At 36.2% G+C, this 18,805-nt stretch carries 18 protein-coding genes, 1 CRISPR repeat array and 1 riboswitch; of the genes, 15 read left to right on the top strand and 3 right to left on the bottom strand.

The window, feature by feature from the left end; all coding sequences use genetic code 11:
* The first annotated feature begins 257 nt into the window (after positions 1-257).
* From R8923_RS05915 to R8923_RS05900, 4 genes are all read left to right on the top strand, one after another.
* On the top strand, positions 258-380 hold the full coding sequence (locus R8923_RS05915) for a hypothetical protein (RefSeq protein WP_485871835.1): 123 nt from the start codon (positions 258-260) through the stop codon (positions 378-380).
* A 52-nt stretch (positions 381-432) separates the two neighbouring features.
* Positions 433-711 (top strand): hypothetical protein, encoded by a 279-nt coding sequence (locus R8923_RS05910; protein WP_485871834.1) that lies wholly within the window; start codon positions 433-435, stop codon positions 709-711.
* A gap of 97 nt (positions 712-808) precedes the next feature.
* A complete protein-coding gene (locus R8923_RS05905) occupies positions 809-1,075 on the top strand; it encodes an SseB family protein (protein ID WP_485871833.1) in 267 nt (88 codons plus the stop codon).
* Between the two features lie 6 nt (positions 1,076-1,081).
* Entirely contained in the window at positions 1,082-1,267 is a 186-nt protein-coding gene (locus R8923_RS05900) for an enhanced serine sensitivity protein SseB C-terminal domain-containing protein (RefSeq protein WP_485871971.1), read from the top strand.
* Positions 1,268-1,380: 113 nt separating this feature from the next.
* Here the strand turns inward: R8923_RS05900 and R8923_RS05895 are convergent, their stop codons facing one another.
* Positions 1,381-4,140: a YhgE/Pip family protein gene (locus tag R8923_RS05895; RefSeq protein ID WP_485871832.1), complete on the bottom strand. Its 2,760-nt coding sequence runs from the start codon at positions 4,138-4,140 to the stop codon at positions 1,381-1,383.
* Positions 4,141-4,156: 16 nt separating this feature from the next.
* Positions 4,157-4,645, bottom strand: coding sequence for an RrF2 family transcriptional regulator (locus tag R8923_RS05890; protein WP_485871831.1), 489 nt, complete (start codon positions 4,643-4,645; stop codon positions 4,157-4,159).
* 179 nt (positions 4,646-4,824) lie between these two features.
* Positions 4,825-4,869: riboswitch (PreQ1 riboswitch) on the top strand.
* A gap of 7 nt (positions 4,870-4,876) precedes the next feature.
* Between R8923_RS05890 and R8923_RS05885 the strand changes: the two genes are divergently transcribed.
* The 5 genes from R8923_RS05885 to csn2 all read left to right on the top strand — a co-directional run bounded on the left by R8923_RS05885 (position 4,877) and on the right by csn2 (position 11,620).
* On the top strand, positions 4,877-5,362 hold the full coding sequence (locus R8923_RS05885) for a QueT transporter family protein (protein ID WP_485871830.1): 486 nt from the start codon (positions 4,877-4,879) through the stop codon (positions 5,360-5,362).
* 399 nt (positions 5,363-5,761) lie between these two features.
* Entirely contained in the window at positions 5,762-9,757 is a 3,996-nt protein-coding gene (cas9, locus tag R8923_RS05880) for a type II CRISPR RNA-guided endonuclease Cas9 (protein WP_485871829.1), read from the top strand.
* A complete protein-coding gene (gene cas1 / locus R8923_RS05875; RefSeq protein WP_485871828.1) occupies positions 9,758-10,624 on the top strand; it encodes a type II CRISPR-associated endonuclease Cas1 in 867 nt (288 codons plus the stop codon).
* On the top strand, positions 10,621-10,962 hold the full coding sequence (gene cas2, locus R8923_RS05870; RefSeq protein WP_485871827.1) for a CRISPR-associated endonuclease Cas2: 342 nt from the start codon (positions 10,621-10,623) through the stop codon (positions 10,960-10,962). Before cas1 ends, cas2 begins: the two co-directional genes overlap by 4 nt.
* Positions 10,949-11,620, top strand: coding sequence for a type II-A CRISPR-associated protein Csn2 (gene csn2 / locus R8923_RS05865; RefSeq protein ID WP_485871826.1), 672 nt, complete (start codon positions 10,949-10,951; stop codon positions 11,618-11,620). Before cas2 ends, csn2 begins: the two co-directional genes overlap by 14 nt.
* A 138-nt stretch (positions 11,621-11,758) precedes the next feature.
* Positions 11,759-12,850: a CRISPR direct-repeat array (repeat unit 36 nt; unit sequence GTTTTAGAGCTATGTTGTTTTGAATGATTCCAAAAC).
* A gap of 128 nt (positions 12,851-12,978) precedes the next feature.
* Here csn2 and R8923_RS05860 read toward each other — a convergent pair.
* Positions 12,979-13,467 carry a hypothetical protein gene (locus R8923_RS05860; protein ID WP_485871825.1) on the bottom strand — a complete coding sequence of 163 codons (489 nt, stop codon included), beginning with the start codon at positions 13,465-13,467 and terminating at the stop codon, positions 12,979-12,981.
* Positions 13,468-13,588: 121 nt separating this feature from the next.
* On the opposite strand from R8923_RS05860, the gene R8923_RS05855 reads away from it, so the two are divergent.
* The 6 genes from R8923_RS05855 to R8923_RS05830 all read left to right on the top strand — a co-directional run bounded on the left by R8923_RS05855 (position 13,589) and on the right by R8923_RS05830 (position 18,794).
* A complete protein-coding gene (locus tag R8923_RS05855; RefSeq protein ID WP_485871824.1) occupies positions 13,589-14,071 on the top strand; it encodes a PH domain-containing protein in 483 nt (160 codons plus the stop codon).
* Positions 14,064-15,542, top strand: a complete 1,479-nt coding sequence (locus R8923_RS05850) for a PH domain-containing protein (protein ID WP_485871823.1) — start codon at positions 14,064-14,066, stop codon at positions 15,540-15,542. The genes R8923_RS05855 and R8923_RS05850 overlap by 8 nt, the downstream gene beginning before the upstream one ends.
* A gap of 202 nt (positions 15,543-15,744) precedes the next feature.
* A complete protein-coding gene (locus R8923_RS05845) occupies positions 15,745-16,548 on the top strand; it encodes an amino acid ABC transporter substrate-binding protein (RefSeq protein WP_485871822.1) in 804 nt (267 codons plus the stop codon).
* Positions 16,535-17,233, top strand: coding sequence for an amino acid ABC transporter permease (locus R8923_RS05840; RefSeq protein WP_485871821.1), 699 nt, complete (start codon positions 16,535-16,537; stop codon positions 17,231-17,233). Before R8923_RS05845 ends, R8923_RS05840 begins: the two co-directional genes overlap by 14 nt.
* Positions 17,234-17,246: 13 nt before the next feature.
* Positions 17,247-17,993 (top strand): amino acid ABC transporter ATP-binding protein, encoded by a 747-nt coding sequence (locus R8923_RS05835; RefSeq protein WP_485871820.1) that lies wholly within the window; start codon positions 17,247-17,249, stop codon positions 17,991-17,993.
* Between the two features lie 144 nt (positions 17,994-18,137).
* A complete protein-coding gene (locus R8923_RS05830) occupies positions 18,138-18,794 on the top strand; it encodes a hypothetical protein (RefSeq protein WP_485871819.1) in 657 nt (218 codons plus the stop codon).
* The last annotated feature ends 11 nt before the right edge of the window (positions 18,795-18,805 follow it).

Below are 18,805 nucleotides of genomic sequence, written 5' to 3'. Positions count from 1 at the left end.
AATCACAGGTGGAAAGGTGCTAACTAGTAGCTAGGGTTCACCAATTAAGTTGCCAATAGCTAACAAAAAAACTAAGAGTTAGAATAAAGGGGTATTATAGAACTGTTGAGACGACTGAAGAGGTTACCGTTTATCGAGCCTTTGGTGTATATGCAGATGCAGGTGGTGGCTTCACAACTAGTCCTGCTCAATCCCGAATAAATGCAAAAATAGAAGTAGCTCTCTTACCTGAGTGGAAGAATACCCGTATGTATTAAGTGGAATTTGTTATTCCAAAGGGAGAAAAATTAAATATAGTAAAAGTAGCACCTAAAACTATTCCGGGAGTTGGAACAAAATTGGTTGGTGGAGTTGATCAAATATTGATGCCACAAGATTGATCTTTAAACTGGATTAGAAAAATAAGACCTATACCAAATAAGGAGTGAAAAAATGGATAGGTTAATCAATGATTGCGTAAAAGTTATGGATTTAATTAATCAAGAATTCCCTTCACAAAAACAATATGCAGGTATCATCAAAAATATTTATGATATTGTAGATCAAATTCTTTATTTCGCTAAAAAAGATGAAGTCTTAGATAAGAATATCAATTGGGACAGCTTAGTCAGACAATTTGTAGATGCAACGACACAATATAGAAGCCCTATAATATTGGGATTTGAGAAAATTAAAGATGATTTAATGCTGATGCAGGAGACAACTAAATGAATAAGCAAGAAGAAATAAAAAATCCAGCTTTATTATCAATTATAAAAGCTATTAAGAAGAGTTAAGAAATCCCAATTATTAGTTCCTGCAAAAATTCATGAAGAAAATAAATATCATTAAAATTACAGATGAAAAAGGAAATGAGTTTATTCCCGTTTTTACTGATTGGGATAATTTGCAATTAAATCACGAGTTTTCTCAAGCGGTCTTTTTTCCTCTGAAGGATTGTTTAACAGTTATTAGAAATGATCAATCACTTTATGGAACTGTAATCAATCCTTATAGTGATAATTTAGTTATAAGTAAAGAGACTTTAAATCTTATTAGTGAAGATTCTAATATAATGAAAAATGAGAATGTATAATTTGGGATACCCAGTGAGCTCCCAGAAAAATTGATGAGTAAACTAATCCACTATTTTACGGAAAACCCAGTAATCAACGCTGCATTTTTAATTCAATTAATCCGTGAAAAAGTAAATAAGAGCAATTTATTAGTCATTGATAGTAGTGACGAAAATAATTTAAAAGAATTAATCTCTTTTTCAAACACCTAAATAAAGGTGAAATTTTTGATATTGTCAATCTATACTTCATAACTACTAGAACAAAAAACTAGTAGGCAGGACCATGAACTTGGCTTGCCTACTAGTCTTAATATCTTTTCAGTTTACGCTTCTTGTTCAATTAAACTTTGGTTGTCTGTTTTAAAGCGTTTGTTTTTTCTCAAATACATTGTCCCAATTAGTAGGAGGTTGAATAAGATGAAGATGACGAACAGGATAATGGCGCTATGCACATAAACCGAATTTCCTAACCCAGCAGAAATCGCTTGTCTAAATCCGTAAACGGAGTAGGACATTGGAAGGAAAGGATGGATAAAGTTAAAGAATGAATTAGTAAGTGGCATAGGGAATGTACCGCCAGCACCGCCGAGTTGCAAGACGAGTAGTACCATTGCAATAAATCGTCCTGGATTTCCAAAACTCATCGCAAGGAACATCACAAGGAACATGTATGTGAGCGAAGTGAGAATCGAAATCGTAATGAACTGCGCAAGATTTTCAACACCAAGACCGAGCATGAGCATAATCACATCTAAAATAATTGCTTGTAAGACCGCAGCGACAAAACCAATCGAAAATTTGCTAAACCACCAAGAAAGACCACTTGTTGGCGTCATGGAAGGACGACGGATTGGGAAGATGAAATTAAATACTAATGCCCCCACATAAAGCCCAAGAGACAAGACGTATGGTGCTAAACCGTGTCCGTAGTTTGGAACGTGACTAACTTTTTCCTCAGAAAGTTTAGTTGGAGCTGCGAACATGTTATACGTTTTATCAGTCGCTTTCGCATCGTTCACTTGCTCTGCGCCGTCACCCAGTTTATCAGAAAGCTCTTTTGAACCACTACCAACTTGGTTTAAACCGGTGCCAAGTGTCCTCGAGCCGTCCGCCAGTTGTCCTGCCCCGTCACTAATTTGACCGGCCCCACTAGAAAGTTGCGAGGTACCATCATTTAATGCGGTAAGTCCATTTGCGAGCGCATTTGTTCCAGCGTATAGTGTTGGAAGCTGTGCGGAAAGTTGATTTAGTCCGCCGCTTAGTGCGTTCGCACCGTTTGAAAGGGTGGAAGATCCTGCTGCTAATTGCGCACTAGCGCCGTTTAAAGCTCCGTTGTTGCTAGATAACGTTTGGAGTCCACCATTTAAACTACCTAGTCCCGTTGTAATTTGTTGTGACCCATCTGTTAACTTCGTTACGCCATTTGAAAGATCTGGCACGTTTGCTTGTAATTGGCTTGTACCGTTAACAAGTTGAGTGCTGCCGCTTTTCGCTTTAATGGCACCTGCTTTTAGTTGATTTAACCCATCAGCGAGGGTTTGCATTTTAGTAAGTGAGTTTTGAGTTGAGGCTGTTAGCGTGTTGACGCCGGCTGTTACTTTTGGTGCCCCATTATTTAATTGCGTGATACCATCTGATAATGCTTTCATCGAAGGAAGCGAATTTGTAATTTGTGTGATGGCTTTATCAATTTCTTGATTTTGAGCGGTGTTAACGCTATTTACTCCACTTTTAGCGCCTTGTTTAGCGGCTGCAATGATTTCGCTTGCTTCTTTAGAGTTTGGGTCAATTCCAGCTTGTTGTATTGCTTGGTTGACACCTTGATCGATGGCAGAATCATAGGAAGATGTATTGCTTGCTTTTAATGTTTCAAGACCAGATTTAAGCGAAGCTAATTGTTGTGATAGCGCATTGTTGTCACCAGTTCCGGTCGCATTAACATTTGCATTTAGTTGTGCGATGCCTGCTTCAAGTTGCCTAGCACCAGTTTCTAATGCTTTTATATTATTTTGTGTTTCGGCGGAGTTCCCCGCTTTAATACTTGCTTCTACGTTTTGAGCAGCTTGATCAAGCCCAGATACCAATTGGCTGATGCCGCTATTTAAGTCTTTTTGGCCGCTTGCAAGTTGGTTGACACCACCTGATAAGGCAGGAAGTTGTCCTTGTAGCTGACTTAAACCGCCATTTAGCTGGTTCATTGCGGGATACAATTTGGTCGCACCGTTTGCTGACTGGCTCACACCATCTGTATATTGATTTAATTTAGCACTGAAGGTACTTTGTCCGCTTTTTAAATCATTTGCGCCATTTGCGATTTTGTTTGCGCCGTCTGTCAGTTTACCAGAACCTTGAATGGCTGCCCCGACTGCGACATTAATTTGGTCGGCGCCGTTCTTCAGTTTTGTTGCCCCGTCATTTGCGCTCTCTGCCCCGTTTTTAAACGTAAGCGTACTACTTGCAAGTTTGTTTAAGTTGTCGGTAATCGTTTTGTTCCCGTCTGCTAGTTTCGCTGTGCCGTCATGTAATTTTTGCGCGCCACTAGCGGCCTCAGTCATGCCTACTCCAACTTCTTTAATTTGTGCAAAAACACTTTTGGCGTATTCTTTTGTGACACTTGTTGCGACTTCATTTTTAAGTTGGTTAGCGCCTTGCTCTGTCACGACTTCGCCAATGTAGTTTTGTGATGGATTAATTTTATAGCTTAAATCCATTTGTTTAGGTTTGTCATCTAGTAGTGTGGAGGCATTTTTGGAGAAGTCTTTAGGAATTGTGACTACCATGTAGTATTTCCCGTTTTCTAATCCTTTTTCGGCATCAGATGCACTGACAAAATTCCAATCTAAGTCATTATTTTTCTTTAAATTATTTACAAGTTCATCGCCGACATCAAGCGTTTTTCCCGCGTAGTTTACTCTTTCGTCTTGATTTACAACGGCAACAGGGAGGTCGCCTGTTTTACCGTAAGGATCCCAAACGGATTTCAAGAAAAATGCACCATATAAAATCGGAATAAACAAAATAACAATGGAAGAAATAAGTAAAATCTTATTATTAAATAATCGTTTCCATTCGTTTTTAAACACTTCTATCATCACCAATCTAAAAATGTAATTCAGGGTTAATTTCGTTCCAGTTTGTGTAAGGCAGTTTATCACGGCCAAGTGTTTCTAACAGTAAATCGGCGACCGTTTGTTTCTTTAGCGCTTCTTTCCAAACTTGGTCAGCCGCACTAAACGCATGTGTTAAAATCGTTTCGCCTTTTTCTGCAGCTTCTTTTCGGATGTCGCCAAACACCTGTTTAATCAACCCGCTGTTAGGGTAAGAATTTGTTTCGCCCTCAACAGCTTCAACAATCTCGAATAAACTGATTTGCTCAGGACTTCTTGCCAAAAAGAAACCACCGTTATTTCCAGGAACGGACCTGATAATGTTTTTTACAACTAGTTTGCGCATGATTTTTTTTAAGTAAGAAGGAGAGACAAGTAGGCGTTCGCTAATCGCGTCTGATGCGAGTGGTGCTCGGTTATCTTGTGTAGAAAGTAGCGTGATAATACAAACGGCTTGCTCAAGCCCTTTCGTGAGTTTCATCATGTTCACCTCGATTTGTTTAAAAGTACTTTAGGGATATCTCATATCCATCATGGATATTTAAAGTCTATATTGATTATAAACCCATTTTCAGAAAATGCAAGAGAAAAAACTCTTTTTTTTGAAAAAAATAAGTCTTTCCTTTACGAATGAACTAGGCTATAATGATATAGTTTGATAAACACGTAGTTCGAAACCATCCTACGTAAAAAAACTAGGGAGTGCAAAAAAATGAAAATAAAATTAATTACGGTTAACGCCATTGTGGCTGCGCTATACGTCATTTTGGGCTTTTTAATTCAGCCCATCGCGTTTAGTGCCATCCAGTTTAGAGTGCCAGAATTGTTTAACCATCTCATTGTATTTAGTAAAAAGTATTTTTGGGGAGTCGCGCTAGGCGTGCTCATTACCAATCTGTTTTCGCCACTAGGCTGGTATGATTTAGTCTTTGGTGTCGGACAATCTGTTATATCCATGCTTTTGATGTTTGGCATTATGAAATATGCGAAGGGAACCATTTTGCGTATGATTTTAAATACGCTCCTATTCTCCTTTACCATGTTCATCATCGCCTTTGAACTGCATTTAGCCTTTGGATTACCATTTTTCTTCACTTGGTTAACATGCGCAATTGGCGAACTAACGGTGATGGGAATCGGCATTCCACTAATGTACTTTATTAATAAACGTGTGAAATTTAAAGAAATGATAGAATAAAAACTTCCAGCGTTCATAGCAAATGGACGCTGGAAGTTTTTTATAGTTATATTTTCTAGGAAAAGTACAAATAAAACACATTAATTTATTACATTTGTATCCATCGTTTCCTTTTTATTGTATAATATAGTATGAAGCGTTTTCAAAAAATAGATTTGTAAAAGCTTGATGGCATAAGAAAAGCGCCGAAAACAGCGCTACTTAAAAAGTTGATTACGGACAAAGCCTTATTTTAACTTGCTATGTTGTGTTGAATGATTCCAACAAATACATTATACCAAATCCATTGTATTTTGCAAGCTATAAATGGAGTTTTCACTAGAAATCTAAGTTTTATTTTTTGAATAATGTTTCAGAAACCATCAAAGGTTATATCACTAGAAGAAAAGAGGAACTCGAATGAAAAATTACACAATTGGCTTGGATATTGGAACAAATAGCGTTGGATGGGCTGTTTTGACGGAAGATTATAATCTTGTTCGCCGTCGCATGAAAGTGAGCACAAATACGGGAATAAAAAAAGTTAAGAAGAATTTTTGGGGTGTTAGGCTCTTTGATGAAGGTCAAGTTGCACAAGACACACGTCTAAAACGCACAACTCGTCGAAGACTACGACGCCGGAGAAATCGCCTGATTTATTTGCAAAATATTTTTATGAACGAAATGATGAAGTCGGATGAGAACTTTTTCGCGAGACTAAATGAGAGCTTTTTAGTTGCAGATGATAAGAATAATCCTAGGCATCCTATTTTTGGGACGATAAAAGAAGAAAAAGAGTACCACGAAAAATTTCCAACAATTTATCATTTACGACAATTTTTAGCGGATTCAAAAGAGAAGGCTGACTTACGTTTAATTTACTTAGCGTTAGCACACATTGTGAAATTTCGGGGGCATTTTTTAATTGAGGGAGAATTAAATCTTGAAAATAATTCTATTCAAGAAAATTTCCAACATTTTTTAAACATTTACAATGAAAAAATAGATGCTCAAGTACAGGTAATTGATAAACATTCTTTACTAAAAAACATAGAAAATATTTTGAAAGATAAATTAGCAAGAGCAAAAAAGGTTGAGCAACTGCTTAGCTTATTCCCTGTTGAAAAGTCAAATGGGATGTTCGGCCAATTTTTAAAACTTATCGTTGGAAATCAAGGGAACTTTAAAACAATATTTAAATTAACAGAAGATGCAAAAATTCAATTTAATAAAGAAGAGTATGACGAGGACTTGGAAGAGCTATTAAATCGAATTGGTGATGAGTATGCGGATCTTTTTGTAGCTGCTAAAAATGTATATGAAGCGATGGAACTTGCCAATATTTTAACTACGAATGATGTCGAGACAAGAGCGAAATTATCGAGTTCGATGATAAAGCGGTATGAGGAGCATAGGGATGATTTGAGTGCACTGAAGAAATACGTAAAGTTACATTTGCCGCTTGAATATGGCGCTCTTTTTAAAGATAAAAAACAAAATGGATATGCCGGATATATTGAAGATAAAACGACTCAAGCTGATTTCTATTCTTTTTTGAAAAAAAAGCTTTCTGGAAGTGTGGGAGCAGACATATTTCTTACTAAGATTGAAAATGAAAATTTCTTAAGGAAGCAACGAACATTTGATAATGGTGTCATTCCGCATCAAGTTCACTTAAAGGAATTACAAGCAATTATAAAACAACAGTCAGCTTACTATCCTTTTTTAGAAAAAGATAAAGAAAAAATAGAAGCAATTCTCACGTTTAGAATACCTTATTATGTAGGACCACTGGCGAAGGGACAGAGTAGATTTGCGTGGCTAGAACGGACTACAGAACAAGCAGTCAGACCATGGAATATGAATGAAAATGTAGATTTAATAAATTCAGCAGTAGAATTTATTGATAAAATGACCAATTACGATACCTATTTACCAGAAGAGAAAGTATTACCCAAACATAGTATGCTCTATGAAACATATATGGTATATAATGAATTAACAAAAGTTACATACTGTGATGAACGTGGTATAATGCAAAACTTTTCTAGTAGTGAGAAACGAGATATTTTTACAAATTTATTTAAAAATCAACGTAAAGTCACTAAAAAAATGTTAGAAAATTATTTGTTCAATATTTTTGAATTGGATAGTCCTAAAATAAAGGGCATTGAAACGGCATTTAATGCTGGGCTTAAAACTTATCACGATTTTCATAAAGTGGGTATTTCAAAAGAGGTTTTAAATGACCCTCAGAATCAAGAAGTATTCGAAGAGATTGTTAAAATTTTAACAGTTTTTGAAGACAGAAAGATGATTCACCAACAATTGAAAAAATACGAATCGCTTATTTCAAAAGATATAATAAGAAAACTGGAACGTCGTCATTATACTGGTTGGGGACGCTTTTCTAAAAAATTGCTAACGGGGATTCGTGATCACCAGTCTCAAAAAACGATTCTAGATTATTTGATGGAAGACGATGGTGTCAAGAAGAATTTGAATCGTAATTTTATGCAGCTTATAAATGATAAAACGCTATCTTTCAAAGAAACTATTGAAAAATCTAGTTTTGATGAAAGCCCAGATATTGATGAAGTAGTGCAAGCTTTGCCAGGGAGCCCGGCTATAAAAAAAGGAATCCGACAAAGTTTAAAGATTGTTCAAGAACTTTGGGAAATTATGGGCTATCCTCCAACAAATATTGTTGTGGAGATGGCAAGAGAAAATCAAACAACGGGAAGAGGGAAAAGTGCTTCTAAATCGAGGTTGAAAAAACTAGAAGAAGCGCTAAAAGGCAGTATATTAAAGGACAACCCAGTTACAAATGAGGAGTTGCAAAATGATCGATTGTATTTGTATTATTTGCAAAATGGGCGGGATATGTATACAAACGATTCCTTAGATATAAATAAGCTCTGGCAATATGATATTGATCATATTATACCTCAAAGCTTTATAACAGATAATTCTTTCGATAATCGTGTGCTCGTTGCATCTACTAAAAATCGTGGGAAACTTGATGATGTCCCTAGTCAGAGTGTTGTCGATAAAATGAAACCATTTTGGAACTCGCTCCATCGTTCAAAACTCATTAGTGACAGGAAATTAAGAAATTTAACGAAAGCGGAAAGAGGCGGTTTGACGGAAAAAGATAAATTAGGCTTTATTAAACGACAACTTGTTGAAACAAGACAAATTACCAAACATGTCGCTAGCATATTGCAACAACAATTTAACGCTCAAAAAATTTCAGAAGAAGATCAACCAGTTCGCATTATAACATTAAAATCTACCTTAACGAGCCAATTTCGGAAAGAATTTAAATTATTTAAAGTGAGGGAAGTGAATGATTATCATCATGCGCACGATGCGTATTTAAATGGCGTTATCGCGAATACTTTGTTAAAGGTATATCCAAATTTAGAACCCGAATTTGTTTATGGGGATTACCGTAAATTTGATCTCTTTAAAGGACAAAAAGCAACGGAGAAAAAAAGGTTCTATTCCAATATCATGAATTGTTTCAAAGAAGCACTCCAAATTAATGAAGACAGAGAAATTTTATGGGATCAAAAACGTGATATGTTCACAATAAGGAAGGTTTTAAATTATCATCAAATGAATATTGTGAAGAAAACTGAAATCCAAACGGGGAGTTTCTCTAAAGAATCTATTTTAGAAAAAGGTCCATCAAAGAAATTGTTTCCACGGAAAACCGGTTGGGATACAACGAAATATGGTGGCTTTGATAGCCAAAATGTAGCCTATTCCGTCTTATTTTCTCACGAAAAAGGGAAAAATCGAAAAGTCATAAAGGCGCTTATAGGTATTACCATTATGGAACGAACGGAATTTGAAAAGAATTCAACTCAATTTTTAAAAGATAAAGGGTATATAAACCCTATTCTACAGTTAAAGCTACCTAAATATACTTTGTTTGAGTTCCATGATGGTAGACGGCGAATGCTTGCAAGTGCCGGTGAAGCTCAAAAAGGGAACCAAATGATACTACCTAATTATTTAATCGAGTTATTGTACCACTCGAAAAACTATTTGAATAATTCTTTTGATGCGGATGAGAGTTATGCATACATAAAAAGGCACCTAGAAGATTTCCCGGAAGTATTATCTACTGTCAAAGTTTTTGCGGAACAATACACTTTAGCACCTAAGCGATTAGAACAAATTGAGGCATTGTATGAGAAAAATAAAGACGGTGATATTAAAATGATAGCTGCTTCATTTGTAAATTTAATGCAATTCAATAAGATGGGGGCTCCTGCTAAATTTGAATTTTTTGGTGAGCCAATTGATCGAAATCGCTACACGAGTGTAACAGAATTGCTAAATGCTACAATCATTTACCAGTCTATTACAGGTTTATATGAAACGAGAAGGAATCTAGGTGAATAAATGGGGTTTCGGACTATTGTTGTAAATAAACATTCAAAATTGTCTTATAAAAACAATCATTTAATTTACCGAACATCAAGTGAGCAAGAATTAATTCACCTTTCAGAAATCGATATTTTATTGCTGGAAACGACAGATATTGTAGTGACAACAATGCTGATGAAAAGGTTAGTTGATGAACAAGTTTTAGTTATTTTTTGTGATGAAAAACGATTACCAACTGCCCAGTTGCAACCATTTTACGCTCGTCATGATAGTAGTCTCCAGCTTGCTAAACAAATCGCCTGGCAAGATTCTCATAAAAAAATTATTTGGACGGAGATTATATCACAAAAAATTTTAAATCAACAACAATACCTTACTCAATTAGAAAAGTATGAAAAAGCTGAGGCATTAAAGAAATTGCATAATAGTTTAGAACAATTTGATCCTTCTAATCGGGAAGGTCACTCAGCGCGTATTTATTTTAATAGCCTCTTTGGAAAAGATTTTACGAGAGAATCAGAAATGGCGGTAAACAGCGCTTTAGATTATGGTTATACACTATTAATGAGTATGTTTGCAAGGGAAGTTGTAAAGTCAGGATGCTTAACTCAATTAGGTCTAAAACATGCAAATCAATTCAATGATTTCAATTTAGCTAGTGATATAATGGAGCCATTTCGTCCGTTAGTCGATCAAATTGTTTATACGCATAGAAACGAGGAATTTCTAGTTATAAAACGAAGGTTGTTTGATTTATTTGAGAATCATTACTTATACCGTAACCAGCAAATGTTTTTAACAAATATCGTTAGTGATTATACTAAGAAAGTAATCAAGGTCTTAAACAAAGAAATAGAAAGGGTTCCGGAATTTAGGATATGAGTTATCGATTTATGCGAATGATGTTAATGTTTGATATGCCAACAGATACAGCTGAGGAAAGAAAGAGCTATAGGCAATTTCGTCGCTTCTTAATAAATGAAGGCTTCATTATGCACCAGTTTTCTGTATACAGTAAAATTCTATTAAATGGGTCGGCCAATACAGCAATGGTAGGGCGTTTAAAACAACATGCACCTAAGAAAGGATTGATTACATTATTGACAGTTACGGAAAAACAATTTGCTAGAATGATTTATCTAAGCGGTGCAAAAGATAGTAGTGTGCGAAACACAGACGCAAGAATCATTTTTTTAGGAGAGGATTATGGTGAATATTAAATTTCCGTTATTGGAAAGGCCGATTGAAATTTTTCCAGGAACTGTGTTAGTCATTGAAAATGTAAAATTGTTTTCGAAAACTGTACAACATTTTTATCAGTATGAGGAAGATAATGTATTAAAATTATTTGATGCAAAATATACCGCTTTGAGAAAAAATGAATTAATGCTTATTACTGATATTCTAGGGTTTGATATTAACTCTCCAACAACTTTAAAATTAATTTACGCGGATTTAGAAGAGCAATTAAATGATAAACCAGAAGTGAAGTCGATGATAGATAAATTAACTGCGACAATCGGCGAATTAATTGGCTACGAATTAGTAGAACATGAACTTGATTTAGAAGGAGACGAGATAACAGTTTCGGAGTTATTTAAGGCACTTGGAATCAAAATCGAAACAAAAAGTGATTCATTCTTTGAAAAAATCACTGAAATTGTCCAAGTGTACAAATATCTATCCAAGAAAAAACTTTTAGTTTTAATAAATGTTTGCTCTTATTTAACGACAGAAGAAATGTTAGAAATCATAAATTACATTTCATTAAATCAAGTAAAAACTTTAATGATTGAGCCAAAGCAAGTTATTGGGTGTGAGCAATTTGTTTTGGATGAAGATTATTTTTTAAGCTACCATCAACCATCGAGCCTTTAAAACTAGAAGAAAAAGATAGCTTTTTCCGTCATTTCAGTGTAAATTTAAAGTAAACTTATTCTTTAACACGAATCATCAAAATATAAGCCCTGCTATAGGCTGAGTAGCGCGATTACGAAACTTTGAAAAAAACTACGAGTTTTAGAGCTATGTTGTTTTGAATGATTCCAAAACGGATGAAGCGTAATGACGGTATCTCTAGCTGTTTTAGAGCTATGTTGTTTTGAATGATTCCAAAACGTCAATCTTTATTGAAGAACTCTAATTCTTGTTTTAGAGCTATGTTGTTTTGAATGATTCCAAAACAGAGCTATTTTTAATAAGGCGGTTGCTTTAGTTTTAGAGCTATGTTGTTTTGAATGATTCCAAAACCTTGGAAAAACTTTCCCGAAACTTTACTTTGTTTTAGAGCTATGTTGTTTTGAATGATTCCAAAACAAACATGTTGAAAGAAGTTAGCGCAGAATTGTTTTAGAGCTATGTTGTTTTGAATGATTCCAAAACACCTATCCCGCTTTATGCAAAAGAAGCGCTGTTTTAGAGCTATGTTGTTTTGAATGATTCCAAAACGTTTCTCGATTGTCCCGATAAGTCTTGCCAGTTTTAGAGCTATGTTGTTTTGAATGATTCCAAAACTCAGTGAGTTGCCGCGTGGAGATAACACGTGTTTTAGAGCTATGTTGTTTTGAATGATTCCAAAACGAAATTACAGAACTTTATAAATAAGTTATAGTTTTAGAGCTATGTTGTTTTGAATGATTCCAAAACGTGTCAAAAATGCCATATGAACTACCTGAAGTTTTAGAGCTATGTTGTTTTGAATGATTCCAAAACAAGCAGAAGCGAAGAAACAAGAAAGAAAAGGTTTTAGAGCTATGTTGTTTTGAATGATTCCAAAACCTTATATGCGTTCAGATGGCTCGATGCGCAGTTTTAGAGCTATGTTGTTTTGAATGATTCCAAAACCGATGCGGAACTACAAGAGCTGTATGGTGTGTTTTAGAGCTATGTTGTTTTGAATGATTCCAAAACAAAAATAGAAGCCCCTTCACCATTTAGTGAGTTTTAGAGCTATGTTGTTTTGAATGATTCCAAAACCGGAATTTCTGTTCCACCTTATGACCGCCAGTTTTAGAGCTATGTTGTTTTGAATGATTCCAAAACTTGTAAAGTCCCGTCATTCGTCCCGTATCGGTTTTAGAGCTATGTTGTTTTGAATGATTCCCAAATAATCAGTGCAAATTTTCTTGTCATGCTAGAAGTTTCTGGGCATGTTGGAAGAGATGTAATTATTCTGTAAAAACATACATCCAGTAAAAATACCATATAATAAATGGTTTTTACTGGATGTATGTTTTTTATTCATACGGTTTTACTTCTCGAGTGGCGGCTAAATTGTAAAATGCGAAGTGGGAATCATGATTTTGTTTAGAAGTTTCTTTTATAGGGACTCTAATTGTTAATATCGCCGTTTCAATTCTCCCATTTTTATTAGCGCTTTTTATCAGAATGTCATTTTTGCCAGCTTTTAAATTAGAAATCGTAAACTGGTGGCTTTCCGTAAAAGTATGCTCCGTCATTTTCTTGTTTTGAAAAGCATACGATACTTTTACCGCAGAAGTTGTTCCAAACATAACGGTTGCTTGATTTTTAGCATTCATTATGACATAAGGTTCCTCAAACGTATAGTCATCAATTAAAAACATATCAGAAAGTTCTTCGGCCGTTTTAGTCGAATAGGTAATCTCAGATTCTGGTGTAGGTGCAGCTTTTGCAAGTGGAGCGACCCAGCAAAGTACAGCAAATACGATGACCGAAACGACAAATAAATGTGATTTTTTTCGCATTCTAAAACCCCCTAGAATGGTTAGTAAACCCATGATAGCATAAAATTATGGACAAACCATGAACAAAGTCTTTTATTGTGAACTAAAATACAGTATGATGAAATAAAAAGGAGGGGCTTTTGTGGAATTAAAACAATTAGAAAAACAGTTACCAACAGAAATTAAAACAGTGTGGCGTCAAACGTATGGGATTAGTGGTGCCTTTTTACTGCTTATTTCTGTTGCACTTTTTATTATTTTTTATTTTGCCGATATTAATCTTATATTTAGTTTGATTGGTTTTTTTGTAACAATCGCTTATTTTTTATTTTGCTATCTATTTCTTATCCCGTTTAGATGGAAAAGGTGGAGCTACCAAATTCGTCACGATGAAATTGAAATTCAGCACGGCATCATTTTCAGAAGTCGTATTTTAATCCCAATGATTCGTATTCAGCATGTCGAAACAGCGCAAGGACCACTTTTACGTATGCAAAATTTGGTGTCGCTTTCCATTACAACAGCAGCAGGAGCTCACGTGATTGAAGCGGTTAATGCCTCAATTTCAGATGAGCTACGCCATCACATCTTAGAGCTTGTAAAGGTGGCGAAAGAAGATGTTTGAGGAAAGAAAACTGCATCCGATTGCACTGATTAAAGAAGTTATTGTAAATGTGAGACAAAATATTGTTCCTATTTTCGTCGGTTTTTTCTCGGCATTTCAGGCGATTCGTAATAATGGTTTTTTGCCAATGTGGCTTTTAGTTCTGATTGTAATTTTACTAGCCTTGCTTATTTTAGCACCGGCTTTTATGAAATATTTGACGTATCGTTATACGCTTGAAGAGGAAGGCATTCGGATTAAATATGGTTTCGTGTTTCGAAAAAATATTTACATTCCGTATGAAAGAATTCAAACGATTCAAGAGAAACAATGGTTTTTCTACATACCATTTGATGTGACGCAAATCCTAATTGAAACTGCTAGTACAAAAGGAAAGGCTGAAGGGGACTTGTCTGCAGTTCCTAAAAAAGTGGCAACTGAATTGCGCGATTTACGCGAAGGAAAGCGTGAAGAGGCTTCCACAATAGAAGATGATACAGGAAACCCGTTTGACGTTCCAAAATTAAAAGAATCCGATCAGCCTATTCAAACGGTTATGCTTAAAACGAACCAATTGCTACTTATGGCAGTCACTTCAAGTGGGGTGCTCGGGGGATTTGTAATTTTGCTCGCTTTATTTGGTCAATTTCGAGAACTCATACCAGATGAACTTATTTCCGAAAGCTACGATCAAATCGTTAAACTGGGCGTGATAATGTTTGTCATTCTTGCTATTTTGGCACTGCTTATCATGTGGGGCATTTCCATTGTTGCCACACTATTTAAGTATTTCCAGTTTAAATTAAAGCAGTTTGAGAATCATTTAGAAATTGAAAAGGGATTGTTGCAACGAAATCACACGACAATTCGTTTGGAGAGAATTCAAGGCGTCATCATTACTGAATCGCCGTTTCGCCAAATGCTCGGGTTAGTTGCCGTCAAACTCATTACAGCAGGAAGTTCTGGCGATAAGGAGCATTCAGGCGATATTTTAATGCTTCCGATTATGAAGAAAAAAGAGGCGTTGAAAATCATTCAAGAAATGCTACCCCAATATCATGTGCCAAACGAAGGACTAAAACATGCACCAAAAGCAAGTTTAAAACGCTTCATTTGGATTTATTTCATCTGGACGATTATTCCAGCCGTCGCACTTGGCATCCTGTTTTATCCACTCGGGCTAATCGCGCTTATCTTACCGGCACTCGCCGTTTTAAAAGCCATTCTTAGCTACCGCGCCACGGGATTTCATTTCAGAAGCGGAACCGTTCTTTTTCAGTCAAGACCCGTTCTGTCTAAAACAACGCATCTCGTTCGCAAAGAACGCATTCAATCTATGCACGTACGCCAAAGTATGTGGATGGCAAAAAGCAAAACAAACCACATTCAAATCGCGCTTAAATCCGGAAACGGAAATACAGCAGCCTACCTGCGCTATCTAGGTGACGAACAAACGAGTGACTTGTACGCCTGGTATCGCCCTCTGAGCTAAAGCAATTATGCTTTAGCTCTTTTTATATGGCAATTGACGCACTTATCTTTGGTAAGTCACTTTGCTTGCAAAAAAGGTGAAATTTACCTAAAATGAGAAACAGAATTGCTAAAATCAATTTTTATATGACGTCAATCCCTTCTATTTAAATCGGAATAGTTTGATTTTCTGGAGGTCTGACACAAAAAAGGAGCGTTTCAAAATGAAAAAATTACTTGCCGTTTTATTTACATCTCTTCTTGCTGTGGTTCTTGTAGCTTGCTCGAGTTCAGATGGGGGCGATTCAAAATCAGCTGACGATTCATTATATGATCAAGTAAAAAAAGATGGGGTTCTAACTGTTGGAACGGAAGGGACTTATCGCCCATTTACTTTTCATGATAGTAAAACAAATAAATTAACTGGTTACGATATTGATGTAATTAACGAAGTGGCTAAACGTTTAGGACTGAAGACGAAATTTGAAGAAACTCAGTGGGATTCGATGTTTGCTGGACTAAATGCATCGCGTTTTGATGTGATTGCGAACCAAGTGGGCATAAACGCTGAACGTGAAAAGAAATATGATTTATCTCTTCCATACTCGAAAAGCACGGCTGTTATTGTGACCGCAAAGGATAACGATTCGATTCAATCGATTGATGATTTAGATGGCGTCAAAGTAGCCCAAAGTTTAACCAGTAACTATGGTCAAATCGCAAAAGATGCGAATGCAGATATTCAATCTGTGGAAGGGCTCGCGCAGTCGCTTGAACTAATTAAACAAGGGCGCGTAGACGCAACAGTCAATGATAAGCTTGCTGTTTTAGATTACATTCAAGAAACTGGCGATAAAAATATTAAAATCGCTGCTGAACTTGATCAAGAAACAAGTAGCTCCGCATTTGCTTTCCGTAAAGATACGGGTCTAAAAGCGCCATTTGATAAGGAAATTAAGGCAATGAAAGAAGACGGCACACTACAAAAGATTTCCGAAAAATGGTTTGGTGAAGATGTTACCAATTAATCTTGGGGATATCTCGTTTAATAATTTGAACTGGGATGTGCTAAAAGAAGCGTTTTGGCCGATGGTTATGGGCGGAATTCAGTATACGATTCCGCTTGCGCTCATTTCCTTTATTATCGGTATGGTCATTGCGCTTCTTATTGCACTTTGCCGTCTTTCTAGTTCTAAACTATTACGTGGAATCGGCCGAGTATATGTATCAATCATTCGCGGAACACCGCTACTAGTGCAGCTTTTCGTGATTTTTTACGGTTTACCGACGATTGGATTAAAATTTGATCCTTTCCTCGCTGCGGTTATTGCTTTTTCACTGAACGTCGGAGGTTACGCTGCGGAAATTGTGCGCGGCTCCATTCAATCCGTCCCAAAAGGACAGTGGGAAGCAGGCTATACAATTGGAATGAACTATCGCCAAACACTGTTTCGCATTATCATTCCACAAGCCGCACGTGTTTCTGTTCCGCCACTTTCAAATACTTTTATTAGTCTTGTAAAAGATACATCGCTTGCGTCACTTGTGCTGGTTTCTGAACTTTTTCGAAAGGCACAAGAAATTGCGGCGACAAGTTATGAATTTTTACTTATTTATATGGAAGCAGGACTACTTTACTGGATTCTTTGTGTCTTTTTATCTGGGATTCAAAATCGCTTGGAGAAGAGGCTAGACCGCTATGTTGCAAAGTAAGGAGGCGTTTACTATGTATGTGGAAGCAAGAAATGTTCATAAAAAATTTGGCGAAAACGAAGTGCTAAAGGGCATTGATTTAATGGTTGAAAAAGGAAGTGTAACGGTTATCATTGGGTCGTCTGGCTCTGGCAAAACAACATTTTTGCGCTCGCTAAACGCGCTTGAAATTCCAGAAGAAGGAGTCCTCCGTTTCGATGACTTGACCATCAATTTTTCTCAGAAATTAACCAAAAAAGAAATTGCGGATGTGCGCCGTGAGTCGTCAATGGTGTTCCAAAGTTACAATCTTTTTCCGCATAAAACGGCGCTTGAAAATGTGATGGAGGGCCCTGTTCAAGTGTTGAAAATGGATAAAAATGAGGCGCGCGAGGAAGCACTTGCTTTACTTAAAAAAGTGAATTTAGAGGCGCAGGCAAATCAATATCCTTATGAGCTGTCTGGTGGGCAACAGCAACGCGTTGGCATCGCGCGGGCGCTTGCGATGAAACCAAAACTTTTACTTTTTGATGAGCCAACTTCGGCACTTGATCCTGAGCTTGTAGGCGATGTGCTTCGCGTCATGAAGGAGCTTGCGGCTGAGGGCTGGACGATGGTTGTCGTGACACACGAGCTTAAATTTGCTGAACATGTGGCAAGTCAAGTTGTCTTTATGGACGGTGGTGTTGTGGTGGAGCAAGGGGACCCACATGAGTTTTTCAAAAATCCAAAAGAAGCACGCACAAAACAATTTTTAGAGCGGATACTTGACCCGATTTAATAAAACGGATGTGCTTTTTTTAGTGAATGGACTTTAAACTAAAAGATGTGTTATGATAAAATAGATAGATTGTTAAAAGTTGAGCATTTTGTTATTGACAAATGATGAACATTAATTGTTCAAATATTGAGGAGATGAATCATCATGAAAAAAAAGAAAGTTTTAACTCTATTAGTTTCTATTTTCTTTATAACAACTACAATTACACCATCGTTAGTGTGTGCTAGCGATGGCTCAAACGATGAAATTATGGGTGGTATAGCAGAAATAGGTGAGCTCAAAATAAAGGAAATAAATGAAAACGTTTTCGTTGTAGAAGATAGAGAATCCAATGAAAAAAGTACTATTTCTTTCTCACCTGATTTTACGAAAGCGGAGATTGTAAATTCGGATAAAACAATTGATAGGTTAATAAAAAAAGATGGTAAAATTTATTTGAATAATGAAGTTATTGGAGAGATAGTAATAGAAAAGGAAGAAGAGAAACGGCCATTATTGAAGGCTACAAGTTATAAGTACGTGACAACTTTTAAAACCAAAATGTCTATACAAAAAACAAGCGCCTCAATAGGTATCGGGTTAGCTGGACTTGTTGGCGGACCAATTGGAGCCTTTTCTACTGTTGCTGGTATTGTGTCTGGACTTAAATCTTTGACAACGCAAAAAGAAGTTTACATCAAGATTAAACAATATTATAATGCTGGGTTAAGAGAGATAAAAAATGATTATTTTTTCTATAAAAAATCAAATTATACAAGCTTGATTAAAACCTATTCACATAAATACCGTCCATACGGGTGAATGAAAAGAGG

The organism is Listeria tempestatis, from assembly GCF_963575625.1.
Classification (GTDB): Bacteria; Bacillota; Bacilli; order Lactobacillales; family Listeriaceae; genus Listeria; species Listeria tempestatis.
The sequence above is the reverse complement of the archived record's forward strand: the minus strand, read 5'-3'. Positions and strand labels throughout refer to the sequence as shown.